General features: G+C 74.0%; 14 protein-coding genes. 12 read left to right on the top strand and 2 right to left on the bottom strand.

Annotated features, from left to right (window positions below; all coding sequences use genetic code 11):
- Nucleotides 1-81: 81 nt before the first annotated feature.
- Both VR45_RS48250 and VR45_RS48245 read left to right on the top strand, forming a co-directional pair.
- Nucleotides 82-1,299, top strand: a complete 1,218-nt coding sequence (locus tag VR45_RS48250; protein ID WP_234325795.1) for a serine/threonine-protein kinase — start codon at nt 82-84, stop codon at nt 1,297-1,299.
- Between the two features lie 119 nt (nt 1,300-1,418).
- On the top strand, nt 1,419-2,483 hold the full coding sequence (locus tag VR45_RS48245) for a PQQ-binding-like beta-propeller repeat protein (RefSeq protein WP_234325798.1): 1,065 nt from the start codon (nt 1,419-1,421) through the stop codon (nt 2,481-2,483).
- A gap of 52 nt (nt 2,484-2,535) precedes the next feature.
- On the opposite strand, the gene galE is transcribed toward VR45_RS48245, so the two are convergent.
- Nucleotides 2,536-3,519, bottom strand: a complete 984-nt coding sequence (galE, locus tag VR45_RS01825; RefSeq protein ID WP_045937877.1) for a UDP-glucose 4-epimerase GalE — start codon at nt 3,517-3,519, stop codon at nt 2,536-2,538.
- Nucleotides 3,520-3,751: 232 nt separating this feature from the next.
- On the opposite strand from galE, the gene VR45_RS01820 reads away from it, so the two are divergent.
- Nucleotides 3,752-4,849 carry a trypsin-like peptidase domain-containing protein gene (locus VR45_RS01820; RefSeq protein WP_045937905.1) on the top strand — a complete coding sequence of 366 codons (1,098 nt, stop codon included), beginning with the start codon at nt 3,752-3,754 and terminating at the stop codon, nt 4,847-4,849.
- Nucleotides 4,850-4,936: 87 nt separating this feature from the next.
- On the opposite strand, the gene VR45_RS01815 is transcribed toward VR45_RS01820, so the two are convergent.
- Nucleotides 4,937-6,073, bottom strand: a complete 1,137-nt coding sequence (locus VR45_RS01815; RefSeq protein ID WP_045937904.1) for a sensor domain-containing protein — start codon at nt 6,071-6,073, stop codon at nt 4,937-4,939.
- Between the two features lie 399 nt (nt 6,074-6,472).
- Here VR45_RS01815 and VR45_RS01810 point away from each other — a divergent pair, with 399 nt between their 5' ends.
- Genes VR45_RS01810 through VR45_RS01770 form a run of 9 tightly spaced genes read left to right on the top strand, consistent with a single transcriptional unit; the run spans nt 6,473 to nt 15,047 of the window.
- Nucleotides 6,473-6,889, top strand: a complete 417-nt coding sequence (locus tag VR45_RS01810) for an NADH-quinone oxidoreductase subunit A (RefSeq protein WP_045937876.1) — start codon at nt 6,473-6,475, stop codon at nt 6,887-6,889.
- Entirely contained in the window at nt 6,880-7,602 is a 723-nt protein-coding gene (locus VR45_RS01805) for an NADH-quinone oxidoreductase subunit B (RefSeq protein WP_063772392.1), read from the top strand. Before VR45_RS01810 ends, VR45_RS01805 begins: the two co-directional genes overlap by 10 nt.
- Nucleotides 7,599-8,822: an NADH-quinone oxidoreductase subunit C gene (locus VR45_RS01800; RefSeq protein WP_045937875.1), complete on the top strand. Its 1,224-nt coding sequence runs from the start codon at nt 7,599-7,601 to the stop codon at nt 8,820-8,822. The genes VR45_RS01805 and VR45_RS01800 overlap by 4 nt, the downstream gene beginning before the upstream one ends.
- Before the next feature lie 2 nt (nt 8,823-8,824).
- The gene (nuoH, locus tag VR45_RS01795; protein WP_045937902.1) at nt 8,825-9,778 is read left to right on the top strand and encodes an NADH-quinone oxidoreductase subunit NuoH; all 954 of its coding nucleotides are present in this window, start codon (nt 8,825-8,827) and stop codon (nt 9,776-9,778) included.
- A complete protein-coding gene (locus VR45_RS01790) occupies nt 9,775-10,332 on the top strand; it encodes an NADH-quinone oxidoreductase subunit I (protein ID WP_045937874.1) in 558 nt (185 codons plus the stop codon). The genes nuoH and VR45_RS01790 overlap by 4 nt, the downstream gene beginning before the upstream one ends.
- Nucleotides 10,329-11,024, top strand: coding sequence for an NADH-quinone oxidoreductase subunit J (locus VR45_RS01785; RefSeq protein ID WP_045937873.1), 696 nt, complete (start codon nt 10,329-10,331; stop codon nt 11,022-11,024). Before VR45_RS01790 ends, VR45_RS01785 begins: the two co-directional genes overlap by 4 nt.
- Nucleotides 11,024-11,401 (top strand): NADH-quinone oxidoreductase subunit NuoK, encoded by a 378-nt coding sequence (gene nuoK, locus VR45_RS01780; protein ID WP_045937872.1) that lies wholly within the window; start codon nt 11,024-11,026, stop codon nt 11,399-11,401. The genes VR45_RS01785 and nuoK overlap by 1 nt, the downstream gene beginning before the upstream one ends.
- A complete protein-coding gene (locus VR45_RS01775; protein WP_045937871.1) occupies nt 11,398-13,440 on the top strand; it encodes an NADH-quinone oxidoreductase subunit L in 2,043 nt (680 codons plus the stop codon). Before nuoK ends, VR45_RS01775 begins: the two co-directional genes overlap by 4 nt.
- A gap of 50 nt (nt 13,441-13,490) precedes the next feature.
- Nucleotides 13,491-15,047, top strand: coding sequence for an NADH-quinone oxidoreductase subunit M (locus VR45_RS01770; RefSeq protein WP_045937870.1), 1,557 nt, complete (start codon nt 13,491-13,493; stop codon nt 15,045-15,047).
- Nucleotide 15,048 lies beyond the last annotated feature (1 nt).

Here is a 15,048-nt window from a genome sequence, read left to right as displayed (position 1 = left end):
GGGCCGGACAGGGCTCTGGGCGGGGGAGGTTGGTGATGGGCCGGGCGGCATTGGAGAATCGGGTCCGGCACCACGCGGTGGGTGCTCGGCACCACGCGGGCGGTGCTCAATACGGGGAGGTGGCAGCGGGTGGACCAGCTGACGGCGCACGATCCGAGGCGGATCGGGCCCTTCGAGGTGCTGGGGCGGCTCGGGGCGGGGGGAATGGGCCTGGTCTATCTGGCGCGGTCCGCGTCCGGCCGGCGGGTGGCCATCAAGACCGTCCGGGGGGAGCTGGCCGAGGACGAGCTGTTCCGGGTCCGGTTCGCGCGGGAGATCGCGGCCGCCAAGACGGTCGGCGGTTTCTACACCGCGGCCGTGGTCGACGCCGACGCGGACGCCCGGGTGCCCTGGCTGGCCACCGCGTACGTGCCGGCGCCGTCCCTGGAGGACCTGGTCACCGACTGCGGGCCGCTGCCGGTCGGGGCGGTGCGCTGGCTGGTCGCCGGCATCGCCGAGGCGCTGCAGTCCATCCACGCCGCCGGGCTGGTGCACCGCGACCTCAAGCCGTCCAACGTCCTGGTGGTCGAGGACGGCCCCCGGGTGATCGACTTCGGTATCGCCGCCGGGGTCTCCAGCACCCGGCTCACCATGACCAATGTCGCGGTCGGCACCCCGGCGTACATGTCGCCGGAGCAGGCCAGGGACAGCCGCGGCGTCACCGGCGCCAGCGACGTCTTCTCGCTCGGCTCGCTGCTGGTCTTCTGTGCCACCGGCCATCCGCCCTACCGGGGCGCCAACCCGGTGGAGACGGTGTTCCAGCTGCTGCGCGAGCAGCCCGACCTCTCCGGCCTGCCGGCCGAGCTGGTCGACCTGGTGCGGGCCTGCATGCGGCCGGCCCCCGAGCACCGGCCGACCCCGGAGCAGATCCAGGTCGAGCTGGCCCCGCACCTGTTCTCCCGGGACGACGCCTCCGGCGAGGCCGGGGACTGGCTGCCGCCCAACGCGCTCGGCAGCCCCCGGTGGTGCGGCCGCCGGTCGTCCCGCCGCAGCAGGTGCCGCCGCAGCCGGTCCCGCCGCACCACCAGCACCAGGTCGGCCACGGGTCGGCGGCGCACTCCGTCCTGCCGGCGGTGGACGACCCGCGCACCCGGCAGGTGGCCGGGCACGCGCCGCCGTCCGCCGGTCCGGTGCACAGCGCGCCGCCCGGTCCGGACACCGAGGCCGCCACCGAGAAGATCTCCGCCCCCAGCCGCCACCGCCGGCCGGCCGGCGAGGACGAGGCGGAGGTCCGGCTGCCCGGGGCCTCGGTCCGGATAGGACCCGGCCCGCGCGCCGAACAGACCGGCCCGGGTGCGCCGCCCGCCGAGACGGACTGGGTCCGCCGGATCACCCCGCCCCCGGCCCGCGCCGCCCGCTGGCGCCCCTGGCGGTTCCGGATGTCCAACGACGTCTGGGGCACCCCCGTGGTCGCCGACGGCACCCTGTTCGTCTCCAGCTTCGAGGTGCACGCCCTGGACATCGCGTCCGGGCAGCGCCGCTACAAGACCCGGGACGTCGCCTGGGCCCTGGCCGTGGACGCCGGGCGGGTGCACGCGGCCGACGGCCCCCACCTCTACACGGTCGACGTCGCGGACGGCACCGAGCGCTGGCGGCACTCGCTGGACGGCTGGGTGTACGCGCTGGACGCGGCCGACGGCGTGCTCTGCTGCGGTGTCCGGGGCGGCGGCGTCCAGCTGCGCTCGGCGGTCACCGGTGCCGAGCTGTGGCGGGCCGACGACGCCCAGCAGGACTACGAGAACCCGCAGTCGGGGCCCGCCCTGGTGGCCGGTTCGGCCTACTACTACGGCGGCGGCCGGCTGCGCTGCGTGGATCCGCGCGGCTCCGGCCTGCGCTGGTCGGTCCCGGTCGGCGAGGACGTGCCGTCCCGCCCGGTCGAGCGGGCCGGCGTGCTCTACGTGACGGCCGGAACCAGGGTGTACGCGCTGGACGCGGCGAGCGGTGCCGAGCGCTGGCGGTTCGAGGCCCCGGTGGTGCTGTTCACCCCGCCGGCGCTGGACGCCGACGCGGTCTACGTGGCCGACTACCTGGGCACCGTGTACGCGCTGGACGCCGCCACCGGCCGGGACCGCTGGCGCGCGGCCACCGGCACCCGGCAGGGCGCCGAGCCGGTGGTGGTGGGCGACGGCATGGTGCTGGTCGGCAGCGGCGAGGTGCTGTACGCCCTCGAGGCGGCCGGCGGCCGGGAGCGCTGGCGCTACACGGCGCGGGGCGAGATCGTCGGCTCCCCGGCGGTCGCCGACGGGCTGGTCCACCTCGGCAGCCGGGACCACTCGCTGCACACCCTGGACCTGGCCAGCGGTCAGCTGCGCTGGGAACTCGGCACCAAGGGCGAGCTGACCGGCTCGCCGGTCGCGGTCGGCGGCAAGGTGTTCGTCGGCAGCAAGGACCGCTGCGTGTACGCGCTGGACGCCTTCTACGGCACGGCGGTGCCCTCGCACTGACCCGGACGCGGCGGGGGCCAGGGCCTCCGCCGCGCCCGCGGTCGGGTGCGGACTACTTGCGGGCCTCCGGGTGGCGGCTGCACCAGCCCTCCCAGGCCGAGGCGACCATGTCCTCGACCTCGTGCCGGGCGGTCCAGTCCAGCTCGCGGTGGATCAGGTCGGCCGAGGCCACCACCCGGGCCGGGTCGCCGGCGCGGCGGGGGGTGATCTCCGGCGTGGTGTCGTAGCCGGTGACCTTGCCGATCACGTCCAGCATCTCCCGCACGCTGACGCCCTCGCCGCGGCCGATGTTGAGCACCAGGGAGGTCTCCCCGGCCGGGTCGGCGGCCAGTCGCTTCGCCGCGGCCACGTGCGCCGAGGCGATGTCGGAGACGTGGATGAAGTCGCGGACGCAGGTGCCGTCCGGCGTCGGGTAGTCGTCGCCGAACACCAGCGGGGCCCGGCCGGCGGTGAGCCGCTCGAAGACCATCGGGATCAGGTTGAAGACGCCGGCGTCGGAGAGCTCCGGGGAGGCGGCGCCGGCCACGTTGAAGTAGCGCAGCGCGACGGTGGACATGCCGTGGGCCTTGCCGGCCGCGGCGACCAGCCACTCGCCGGCCAGCTTGGTCTCGCCGTAGGGGCTCATCGGCGCGCACGGGGTCGACTCGGTGACCAGGTCGACGTCCGGCATGCCGTAGACGGCGGCGGAGGAGGAGAACAGGAAGCGCTTGACGCCGCCCTCGGCCGCGGCCTCCAGCACGGTCTGGAGGCCGATCATGTTCTCCCGGTAGTACAGGAAGGGCTGCTCGACCGACTCGCCGACCTGCTTCTTGGCGGCGAAGTGGAGCACGCCCTCCACCCCGTGGTCGCGGATGGCCGCGTCCAGCGCGGTCCGGTCCAGGGTCGACCCCTCGACCAGGACGACCTCCTTCGGCAGCCGGGCCCGGTCACCGGTGCTCAGGTCGTCCAGTACGGCCACGCGCTCGCCCGCGTCGAGGAGCTGCTGCACGACGTGCCCGCCGATGTATCCGGCACCGCCGGTGATCAACCAAGTCATGGCCGAATCCTAGGGTGTGCGGGTTTCGTACCGGTGCCGCGGGCGAGTCGGAGCCAGGCATTCGGACATTTCGGTGAAATGCTGACAAAGATCTCTGCGCCCTGTCCGATCGGCCCCGTGCGGCCGTGTGCCGAGGAATCCGGAGGCGTCACCGGTGAACCGCAAGAAGGAGCCCACCCGTCCGATTCCGGCCGGACCGCGCCCGACCGGGCCGAAGGCCTTCGACCGGAGGGTGCTCGCGCCCGCCGCCGTCGCGGTGCTGACCGCGCTCGTGGCGGCCGGGTGCAGCAGCGGCTCGTCCTCGTCGTCCTCCTCCTCGTTCACCTCCTCGGGGGCGGCCGGGTCCGCGACCCCCTCCGCCCGGGCCTCCGGCAGCGCCGCCGCCCAGCCGGGCGGCGGCAACCAGCTCCAGTCCGACTACCAGAAGGTGATCAAGGACGTCCTGCCCTCGGTGGTGCAGATCACCACCGCGACCGGCCTCGGCTCCGGGATCGTCTACGACGACAAGGGCGACATCGTCACCAACGCCCACGTGGTCGGCACCGCCACCAGCTTCACGGTCACCCTGGCCGGCAGCACCAAGCCGCTGGACGCCACCCTGGTCGCCGGCTACCCGGACTCCGACCTCGCGGTGATCCGGCTGAGCAACCCGCCGGGCGGACTCAGGCCGGCCGCCTTCGGGGACTCCACCAAGGTCGAGCTGGGCCAGATCACCCTCGCCATGGGCAGCCCGCTCGGACTCTCCAGCAGTGTCACCCAGGGCATCGTCTCGGCCACCGGCCGGACCGTCGCCGAGCCGCGCACCGAGGGCTCGCCGGGCGCCGTGATCGGCAACATGGTGCAGACCTCGGCCGCCATCAACCCCGGCAACAGCGGCGGCGCCCTGGTCAACCTGGACAGTCAGGTGATCGGGATCAACACGCTCGCCGCCACCGAGCCGGAGGCCAACGGCGCCGCCGCCCCCGGCATCGGCTTCGCCATCCCGGCGTCCACCGTGACCAGCATCGCCGATCAGCTGATCAAGGACGGCAAGGTCACCAACTCCGGCCGGGCCGCGCTCGGCATCACCGCCCGGACCTACTTCGACCAGAACTACCGCCCGGCCGGTGCCGTCGTGGTCGCCGTCGTGGACGGCGGTCCGGCCGCCTCGGCCGGCCTCCAGCCCGGGGACGTGATCACCAGGATCGGGGACACCCCGGTCGACTCGCTGAACTCGCTCACCACCGCCCTGGCCTCGCTCGCGCCGGGAAGCAAGGTCACCGTGACCTACAGCCGGGACGGCAGGAGCACCACCGCCGAGGTCACCCTCGGCACCCTGGCGACGCCCTAGCGCGCGCCTCCAGCCCCCGGACGGCCGGGCGCCCCGCACACCGCGCAAGGGTTCGCGGGGCGCCCGCCGTCCGGGCCCAGGGAGCCGTCAGCGACGGGCGGCGCGGGTGTGCCAGGGGAGCTCGACCGTCACCGAGGTCGGGCCGCCCTCCGGGCTCTCCACCAGGAACACCCCGTCCACCGCCCGCACCCGCTCGGCCAGCCCGGCCAGGCCGCTGCCCGGGTAGGGGGCCGCGCCGCCCTTGCCGTTGTCCTGGACCAGCAGCATCAGCTGGTCGCCGGCCCGCCAGACGTCCACGGTGGCGGAGCGGGCGCCGGAGTGCTTCGAGATATTGGTCAGCAGCTCGCTCACGGTGAAGTAGGCGATGCCCTCCACCGCGGAGTCCGGCCGGCCGGTGCCGCCGTCCGGGGCCTTCAGGTCGACGTGCACCTTGACCCCCTCCGGCACCGTGCAGCGTGCGGCCACCGAGGAGAGCGCCGCGTCCAGGCCGCGGTCGGTCAGCACCGCCGGGTGGATGCCCCGGGCGAGGTCCCGCAGCTCCTGGAGGGCCAGCTTCACCTCGCCGTGGGCGTTGTCCACCATCTTCGCGGCGGCGGCCACGTCCTGCGGGGTCTCGGGCTCCCGCAGCCGCTCCTTGGCCATGCCGAGGTCCATCGCCAGCGCCACCAGCCGGGCCTGGGCGCCGTCGTGCAGGTCGCGCTCGATCCGGCGCAGGTCGGCGGCGGCGGTGTCGACGACGGTGCCGCGGTCGTCCTCCAGTTCGCGTACCCGCTCGGAGAGCGCGCCCGGGGTGAGCAGGACCTCGACCAGCATCCGGTCCACCGCCGACTCGGCGCGGACCACCCAGGGCAGGGCCGGCCAGCCGATCAGGACGAAGACCAGGGTCACGGCGAAGCTCAGGATCCCCCACGGCAGCATCAGCACGTGGTAGAGCGCCGAGCGCCAGGAGAGCGAGTCGGTCAGGTGGGCGATCGCGAAGCCGGTGACGCCCGGCCGGCGCGGCACCGGCTCCGGCTCGTGCACCCCGGAGCCGTACAGGGCCCGGGCCCGGCCGCGGGCGAAGCCGCCCATCCCCCGGCAGCCGGCCAGGCCGGCGGCGAGCAGCGGCAGCCCGATCACGGTGACGGACAGGGCGAGGCCGACCGACAGGGTCACGATCGTGAAGACGAAGCCCGCGATGCCGAGCGGCAGGTTCAGCAGCAGCTGCCCGACCTGCCGCCACATCCGCGCGCCGTACAGCGGGGTGCGTCCGGCGGGCGGCGTCTGCGCGCCGGTGTCCCCGGCGTGGCGGTCCTTTGGCTTCATCTCGGTCTTCCGTCCCTCTCGGTCGAGCTGAGCCCCTAGCTTCGCCGGTCGGGGGCGGGCGGGGCCATGGGGGTGATCCGTCTCCCCGGCCGGGGGTTATCCCCACCCCGGTTCCGGGCGCCCGGGTGACGGCGGGGTGACCGCCACGTGTCGCCGGATGTCCACCGGCCGTCCATCGGATGTCTTGCGGACCGGGCAGGATGCCGGGCACGGGGGCGGTGCACTTAGACTCACGCACTGGCGATGGTTATGAGCGTGTAAAGGAACGTCGTAGAACCGCCCCGAGGGCGGGTTCCGCGGCCGATGTGGAGGCGAGGCATGGTGGGGCAGCAGGCGGCTGCGGTCGCGGCCGACCCGGCGGCCGGCAGCGGCTACTTCGACGCGTACGCCGCGATGGGCCTGCTCGCCGTCGTCGGCGTGCTCTTCGTGACGGTGGCGTTCACCGCCAACCGGCTGCTCCGGCCGGTGGTGTACTCGCCGGAGAAGCTCCTCGCCTACGAGTGCGGCGTGGACCCGGTGGGGGAGGACTGGGCACACACCCAGGTCCGCTACTACGTCTACGCCTTCCTGTACGTGATCTTCGCGGTCGACGCGATCTACCTGTTCCCGTGGGCGACCGTCTTCGCCTCCGCCGGGTACGGCGCCGGGACGCTGGTCGAGATGTTCGTCTTCATCGGCTTCCTCGCGGTCGGCCTGCTCTACGCCTGGAAGAAGGGCGTTCTCGAATGGACGTGACGCACAGCCACTCGCAGGGGCACTCGCACGGGCACGGCGCCGCCGGCGGTCCGGTTCCGCTGGGCGTGCCGGACCCTTCCAGCCCCGGTGCCGCCGCGGAGCGGCGCATCGGCCCGCTGGCCCGGCTCGCGCCGGACCCGGTCAAGGTGGTGCTCAACTGGGGGCGGCGCTACAGCCTCTGGTGCTTCAACTTCGGCCTCGCCTGCTGCGCGATCGAGTTCATCGCGGCGTCGATGGCCAAGCACGACTTCATCCGGATGGGTGTCATTCCGTTCGCGCCGGGTCCCCGGCAGGCCGATCTGATGATCGTCTCGGGGACGGTGACCGACAAGATGGCGCCCGCCGTGAAGCGCCTCTACGAGCAGATGCCCGAGCCGAAGTACGTCATCTCCTTCGGCGCCTGCTCCAACTCCGGCGGCCCGTACTGGGACTCCTACTCCGTCACCAAGGGCGTCGACCAGATCATCCCGGTCGACGTCTACGTGCCCGGCTGCCCGCCGCGGCCCGAAGCGCTGCTCCAGGGCATCCTCAAGCTCCAGGAGAAGATCGCCGCCGAGTCGCTGCCCGGCCGCTACACCGCGCCCGCCGCGGCGCTGCGGCGTCCGCCGGTGCCCGGGCCCGAGGCCGCCGCGAGCAGCGGGGGCGATGCCGGCACCGGCACCGGTACCGGTACGACCGGAGGCGCCGGCACCGTCGAGGGAGGGGTCTCGTGACCACGGCCGAGCAGTACGCGGCGTCGGTCGGGGAGTGGGCGACCGGCGCCGAGGCATACGGGCTGATCACCGTCGACGTGCCCGCCGAGCACTGGATCGAGGCGCTCACCGCGGCCCGGGACACCCTCGGCCTGACCTTCTTCGACTGGCTCAGCGCCGTCGACGAGCTCGCCGAGGGCTTCTCGGTGGTCGCCCACCTCGCCGCCGTCGACGCCCCCGGGGTGCGCCACCTGGCGGTGCGCACCCGGGTGCCGCGCGCCGGTGCCGCGCTGCCGACCGCCGTCGCCGTGTACGCCGGGGCCGCCTGGCACGAGCGCGAGACGCACGAGATGTTCGGCATCGACTTCCCCGGGCACCCCCACCTGGTCACCCTGCTGCTGCCGGACGGCTTCGAGGGGCACCCGCTGCGCAAGGAGTTCGTGCTCGCGGCGCGGGTCGCCAAGGCCTGGCCGGGCGCCAAGGAGCCGGGCGAGTCCGAGGGCGACGGGCCGGCGCGGCGCAAGATGCAGCCGGCCGGGGTGCCGGACCCGAACGAGTGGGGGCCGCTCAAGGGCACCCTGCCGCCGGTGGCCGAGCGTCCCGCCCGGGGTGCCAGGGCCGCCGGCGCGGCCCGGACGCCGCGGGCCGCCGCGGGCGCGGCCGGTGCCGCCGGTGCGGCGGGTGCCGAGGGCGTGGCCGGGGCTGAAGGCACGGCCGGGGCCGAGGGCGCTGCCGCGGTGCGGGCGGACCGTCCGCGCCGGACCAGGACGGTCTCCGACGGGTCGGCGAGCCAGGCGGCCGCCGCTCCGGCCCCGGGGGCCGCTGCCGAGGGGGCCGCGGTCGAGGGCGCTGCCGTCGAAGGTGCCGCTGTTGAAGGTGCTGCCGTCGAGGGTGCCGCTGTTGAAGGTGCCGCCGCGCCGCCGGTGCGGGCGGACCGTCCGCGTCGGACCAGGTCGGTGTCCGACGGCTCGGTGAGCCAGGCGGAGGCCGGTGCGGACGCCGCTGCCCCGGAGTCCGGCCCCGCGCGGACCGCGCCGTCCCGGACCCGGTCCTCCGACGCGCCCTGGCACAACCCGGTGCCGGCCCACGACGGGCCGAAGGACGAGCCGAACGGGCCTTCGGACGGGACGGCCGAGTCCTCGGACGGGCCCGCGGAGTCCTCGGACGGCCCCGCCGCCGGGGAGCGGAAGACGACTGAGCCGCCGGCCGAGTCGGCCGGCCAGGACGGAGACGGCGCGTGAACCTGTTCGACACGGTGCTGCGCTGCGTCGCCACGCTGGTCGTCTTCCTCACCCTCCCCCTGGTCATCGGCCAGACCGAGCACAAGGTGATGGCGCACATGCAGGGCCGGCTCGGCCCGATGTACGCCGGCGGCTTCCACGGCTGGGCGCAGCTGATCGCGGACGGGGTGAAGTTCGCGCAGAAGGAGGACATCGTCCCGGCCGGGGCCGACCGCCGGATCTTCCAGCTGGCCCCCGCCGTCTCGCTGCTGCCGTACCTCTTCGTGCTGCTGGCGATCCCGGTCGGCCCGGACGGCTTCGTCGGGCAGGCGATCGACGCCGGCCTGTTCTTCGTGCTGGCCGTCATGGGTGTCGGCGTGATCGGCAAGCTGATGGCCGGCTGGGCCTCGGCCAACAAGTTCTCGCTGCTCGGCGGTCTGCGCACGGCCGCGCAGCTGATGTCCTACGAGCTGCCGATGGTGCTCGCCGCGGCCTCGGTGGCGATGGCCGCCGGGACGCTCTCGCTGCCCGGGATCGTGGACGCCTGGGAGTGGTACTGGATCCCGTGGCAGATCATCGGCGCCTTCGTGTTCTTCACGGCCGGTCTGGCCGAGCTGCAGCGACCGCCGTTCGACATGCCGGTCGCCGATTCGGAGATCATCTTCGGCGCGTACACCGAGTACACCGGTCTGCGCTTCGCGCTGTTCCTGCTCTCCGAGTACGTGGGCATCCTGGTGGTCTCCGCGCTGACCGCGGTGCTGTTCCTCGGCGGCTGGCACGGCCCGCTGCCGGACCAGCTCGGCTGGCTGTGGACCCTGCTGAAGACCTTCGCGCTGGCCTTCGTGGTGATCTGGCTGCGGGTCACCTACCCCCGGCTGCGCGAGGACCAGCTGATGCGCTTCGCGTGGACGGTGCTGATCCCGCTCGCCCTCGTCCAGCTGGCCCTCACCGGCATCATCAAGGTGGCGATCTCATGAGTTTCCCCGGTGCGGGCCTGGCCAAGGGCCTGGCCGTCACGCTGCGGACGATGACGAGGAAGACCGTCACCGCGCAGTACCCCGACACGCAGCCCGCGCTCCCGCCCCGTTCGCGCGGGGTGATCGCGCTGCTGGAGGAGAACTGCACGGTCTGCATGCTCTGCGCCCGTGAGTGCCCGGACTGGTGCATCTACATCGACTCCCACAAGGAGACGCTGCCGGCCGCCGACCCGAACGCGCGCGCCCGCACCCGCAATGTGCTGGACCGGTTCGCCATCGACTTCTCGCTCTGCATGTACTGCGGGATCTGCATCGAGGTGTGCCCGTTCGACGCGCTGTTCTGGTCGCCCGAGTTCGAGTACGCGGAGACCGACATCCTGGAACTGACCCATGAGCGGGACCGGCTCCGGGAGTGGATGTGGACGGTGCCGGTGCCGCCGGCGCTGGACCCGGCGGCCGAGGAGCCCAAGGAGATCGCCGCCGCGCGGAAGGCCGCCGACAAGCTCGCGGCGGCTGCCGCCGCGGCTCTCGAACAGGGGGGTGACGCGCAGTGAGCGCTGCCGCCCTGCTCGCCGCGACCGGGCCGCTGGACCCGGCCGCGCGCTCCTTCCTCTCCCCGACCGGGGTGGAGATCGTCTTCCTGCTGGTCGGCATCGCCGTGCTCGGCTCGGCCGTGGTCGCCGTGACCACCAAGCAGCTGGTGCACGCCGCGCTGTGGCTGGTCGCCGCGCTCGGCGGGCTGGCGGTGGAGTTCCTGCTGCTCACCGCCGAGTTCATCGCCTGGGTGCAGGTGCTGATCTACCTCGGCTCGGTGGTCGTGCTGGTGCTGTTCGGACTGATGCTCACCAAGGCGCCGATCGGGCGCTCGCCGGACGCCGACTCGAACAACCGCTGGGTCGCCCTGGTGGTCGCGCTGGCCTCGGCCGGGACCCTGGTGACGCTGGTCGTGGACGCCTTCCGGACGTCCTGGATCGACCTCGGCGCGGGCGGCGGCTCGGCCGCGGTGACCGGCGCCAGCCTGTTCCGCACCTGGGTGCTGCCCTTCGAGGCGCTCTCGGTGCTGCTGCTGGCCGCGCTGGTCGGCGCCATCGTGCTGTCGCGCGGCGCGGGCCGGCGGGTCCCGGCGCCCCGGTCCGGGCGGATCCGGGCCGGCCGTCCGGTGGGCTCCAACGGGACGGTCGCCCAGCGGGCGGCCGCCGCGCCCCCGGCCGAGGCCCCCGAGACCGCTCCGGCGGAGGAGAGCTGATGCACCTCGCCTACCCCGTCGTCCTCGCCGCGCTGCTGTTCAGCGTCGGCGTCTACGGCGTCCTCGCCCGGCGCAATGTGATCCTGGTGCTGATGTCCGTCGAGCTGATGCTCAACGCCGTCAACCTCAACCTGGTCGCCTTCGACGCCTGGCTGCGTGACTCGCTGCACGCCGGCCAGGCGCTGACCCTGTTCACCATCACGATCGCCGCCGCCGAGATCGGGCTCGGGCTCGCCATCGTGCTGCTGCTCTTCCGGGCCCGGGGCACGGCGGACATCGACCGGGTCACCGAGCTCGGCGACCCGGCCGAATCCACCGCCGTCGTCGACGAGGCACCGGTCGGGACCGAGGCGCTGAAGGGCCGGGCCGCCGCATGAACCTCGCCCTTCCCGTCCTCGTCCCCGCCCTGCCCGCGCTCGGCGCGGCCGCCACCCTGGCCGTCGGCCGCCGCTCCCCGGGCCTGGCCCGGCCGCTGGCGATCGTGCCGGTCGCGGTCTCGGCCGTGCTCGCCCTGGTGGTCGCGATCCAGCTCGGCACCGGCCAGGTGATGGACGCCGCCACCCGGCTCACCCCGACCGGCGGCCCGGAGATCTCGCTCTCGATCCACCTGGACGGCTACAGCTCGCTGATCTCGGTGCTGGTCGGCCTGGTCGCCACCTGCGTCCAGGTCTACTCGACCGCCTACCTCAAGGACGATCCGCGCTACCCCTCGTACGCGGCGCTGGTCTCGCTGTTCACCGCGGCGATGTTCCTGGTCGTGTACTCCGGCGACCTGATCGTGCTGCTGGTCGGCTGGGAGGTCATGGGCATCTGCTCGTACTTCCTGATCGGCCACCACTGGGAGACCGAGGACGCCCGCTCCGCCTCGCTGAAGGCCTTCCTGGTCACCAAGCTGGGCGATGTGCCGTTCCTGTTCGGCATCTTCCTGCTCGGCGCCGACGCCGGCAGCTTCCGGATCGAGGACGTGCTGCAGGCCGCCGGCGACGGGCGGCTCGGCCACCCGACGCTGATCGCGCTGCTCCTGCTGGCCGGGGTGGCGGGCAAGAGCGCGCAGTTCCCGCTGCACACCTGGCTCCCGGACGCGATGGCCGGTCCGACGCCGGTCTCCGCCCTGATCCACGCCGCCACCATGGTCGCCGCCGGCATCTACCTGGTGGCCAGGCTGCTGCCGGTCTTCCTGCTGTCCGGGGCGGCCCTGGTGGTCCTGGCGGTGATGGCCGCCGTGACGATGATCGGCTCGGCGCTCTGCGCGCTGGCCCAGGACGACCTCAAGCGGGTGCTCGCCTACTCGACCGTCGGCCAGCTCGGCTACATGGCCGGCGCGCTGGCCAGCGGCGACCGCGAGGCCTCGGTCTTCCACCTGGTCAGCCACGGCGCGTTCAAGGCGCTGCTGTTCCTCGCCGCCGGTGTGGTGATCCACGCCGCGCACACCAACTCGATCTCCGCGATGTCCAGGATCCCCGGGCTGCGCAAGCGCGTCCCGGACGCCTACTGGACGATGGCCATCGCGCTGATCGCCCTGATCGGCCTGCCGCCGTTCTCCGGCTTCTTCAGCAAGGAGGCGGTGCTGACCGCCGCCGAGCACGCCGCCAACGGCGAGGCACTGACCAACGGCCTCGGCCCGGCCTCGGCGGTGCCGCAGGCGGCCGGCTGGATCGTGCTGATCTCGGCCGGGCTCACCGCGCTGCTCACGGCGGCGTACGCGGCCAGGCTCTTCCTGGTGACCTTCCACAGCCCGGCGGGCGCGGCGGCCCCCGCCACGGCCGGAGCCCCGGCGGTCGCCGACCACGAGCCCGACGCGCCGTACTCGCCCGAGCCGGACGAGGCCGACCCGGCCGTCGCCGAACCGCCCGCGATGCGCTGGCCGCTGTGGGTGCTGGCCGTCCCGACCATGGGCTTCGGCATCGCCGGCCTGCGCTCGGACTGGCTGCCCGCGCTGCTGGACGGCGGCTCGCTGAAGCCCTCCGCGGTCACCGCCGTCACTGGCACCGGCCTGGCCGTGGTCGGTGTGCTGCTGGCCTACGGCGCCTGGCGCTCGGCCACCGCCCGGGTCACCGAGGGCCTGCCCGCCCCGGCGGAGCCCGGCCGGGTGCCCGAGCAGGCCGGAGCCCCGGCCGCCGAGGTGATCGTCGCCGATCCCGGGCGCGCCCTGCTGGGCCCGCTGTTCGGCCCGGCCCGGCACGGCTTCGGCGTCGACCGGCTCTACAGCGCGCTGTTCGTCCGCCCGGTCGAGGCCGCCGCCCGGCTCGTCCGCTTCCTCGACCGCGAGGTCGTGGAGACGTACGTGCGCGGCAGCGGCGCCGGGGCCGATCTGCTCGGCCGGGTCGTCCGGCTGGCGCAGACCGGCAACGCGCAGACCTACCTCAGCGCGCTGCTCGCCGGCGTCGTCCTGCTGGCCGTCCTGGTGGCGGTGTAGCCGATGCCGTACCTCCCGTCCTCGCCCGTGGTTGTCACTAGGAGCGCCCGATGAACGCGGTCCTCATCGCCCTCCTGGTGCTGCCGCTGCTCGGTGCCGCGCTCACCCTGGCCCCGGTGTTCGGCCCGGACCCGGCCGCCGCCGACCGGCGCGCGCTGCGCTTCGGCACGGTGCTGACCGGCGCCGTCCTGCTGCTCACCGTCGCCCTGGCGGCCGGCTTCGACCACGACGAGCCGGCCCGGATGCAGGCCACCACCGATGTGGCCTGGATCCCGGCCATCGGGGTGCGCCTCCACCTCGGTGTGGACGGCGTCTCGCTGCCGCTGCTGGTGCTGACCTCGCTGCTCACCTTCCTCTGCGCGCTGTACTCGGAGCGGCGGCTGCCGTCCGGGGCGGGCGTGCCCTCGGCCCGGTCCTTCGTCGGGCTGTTCCTCCTCCTCGAAGTGGGCATGCTGGCCACCTTCGCGGTGCTGGACCTGGTGCTCTTCTTCCTGGCCTTCGAGATCGTGCTGATCCCGATGTACTTCCTGATCGCCCGCTGGGGGAGCGGCGCGAAGGTGCCGGCCGCGAACCGGTTCATCCTGTACACGCTGCTCGGTTCGGCCGTGATGCTGCTCGGCTTCCTGCTGGTCGGCCTCAAGGCGGGCACCTTCGACATGCAGGCCCTCGCCGCCGCCCACGGCTCCGGCCTGAGCCACTCCACCCAGGTGATCGCCGCGCTGGCGATCATGATCGGGCTCGCGGTCAAGGCCCCCGCCTGGCCGCTGCACAGCTGGCTCCCGGACGCGCACACGGCCGCCCCGACGGTGGGCTCCGTCCTGCTCGCCGGCGTGCTGCTGAAGATGGGCACCTACGGCCTGGTCCGCGTCCTCCTCCCGGTCGTCCCGGACGGCACCACGACGCTCGCCCCCTACCTGGGCGCGTTCGCCGCCGTCGGCATCGTCTACGGCTCGCTGGCCTGCCTCGCCCTTTCCCGGACCGGGGCCAAGGGCGACCTCAAGCGCCTGATCGCCTACTCCTCCGTCGGCCACATGGGCTTCGTCCTGCTGGGCATCGCCTCCCTCACCCCGGTGGGGGTCAACGGCGCGCTGTTCGCCAACATCGCGCACGGTCTGATCACCGGCCTGCTGTTCTTCGTGGTCGGGGCGCTCAAGGACCGCTACGGCACGGCGGACCTCGACACCCTGGCCGGCGCCACCGGCGGCGCCCTCTACGGGCGGGCGCCCCGGCTCGGCGCGCTGCTCGCCTTCGCCGCCGTCGCCAGCCTCGGCCTGCCGGGCCTGGCCGGCTTCTGGGGCGAGCTGCTCACGATGTTCGGCGCGTTCGACCCGGCCGAGGGCCTCTCGCGCCCCGCGTTCGTCACCTACATGGTCCTGGCCGGTCTCGGTACCCTCCTCACCGCCGCCTATCTGCTGATCGTGGTCAGGCGCGTCTGCATGGGCGACCCGAAGCAGCCCGCGCCGGTGGCCGAACTCGCCGACATCCGCCCCTACGAGGCCGTCAGCTGGACGCCGCTGGCCGCCCTCACCCTGCTCGCCGGCCTCTGGCCCGCGCTCCTGCTCGGCCTCTCCGACCCCGCGGTCAAGCACCTGCTCGGGGGTGGCTGAC

The organism is Streptomyces sp. NRRL S-495 (assembly GCF_000966955.1).
GTDB lineage: Bacteria > Actinomycetota > Actinomycetes > Streptomycetales > Streptomycetaceae > Kitasatospora > Kitasatospora purpeofusca.
Note: the sequence above shows the minus strand (reverse complement) of the source record. Positions and strands in the feature narration are given on the sequence as shown.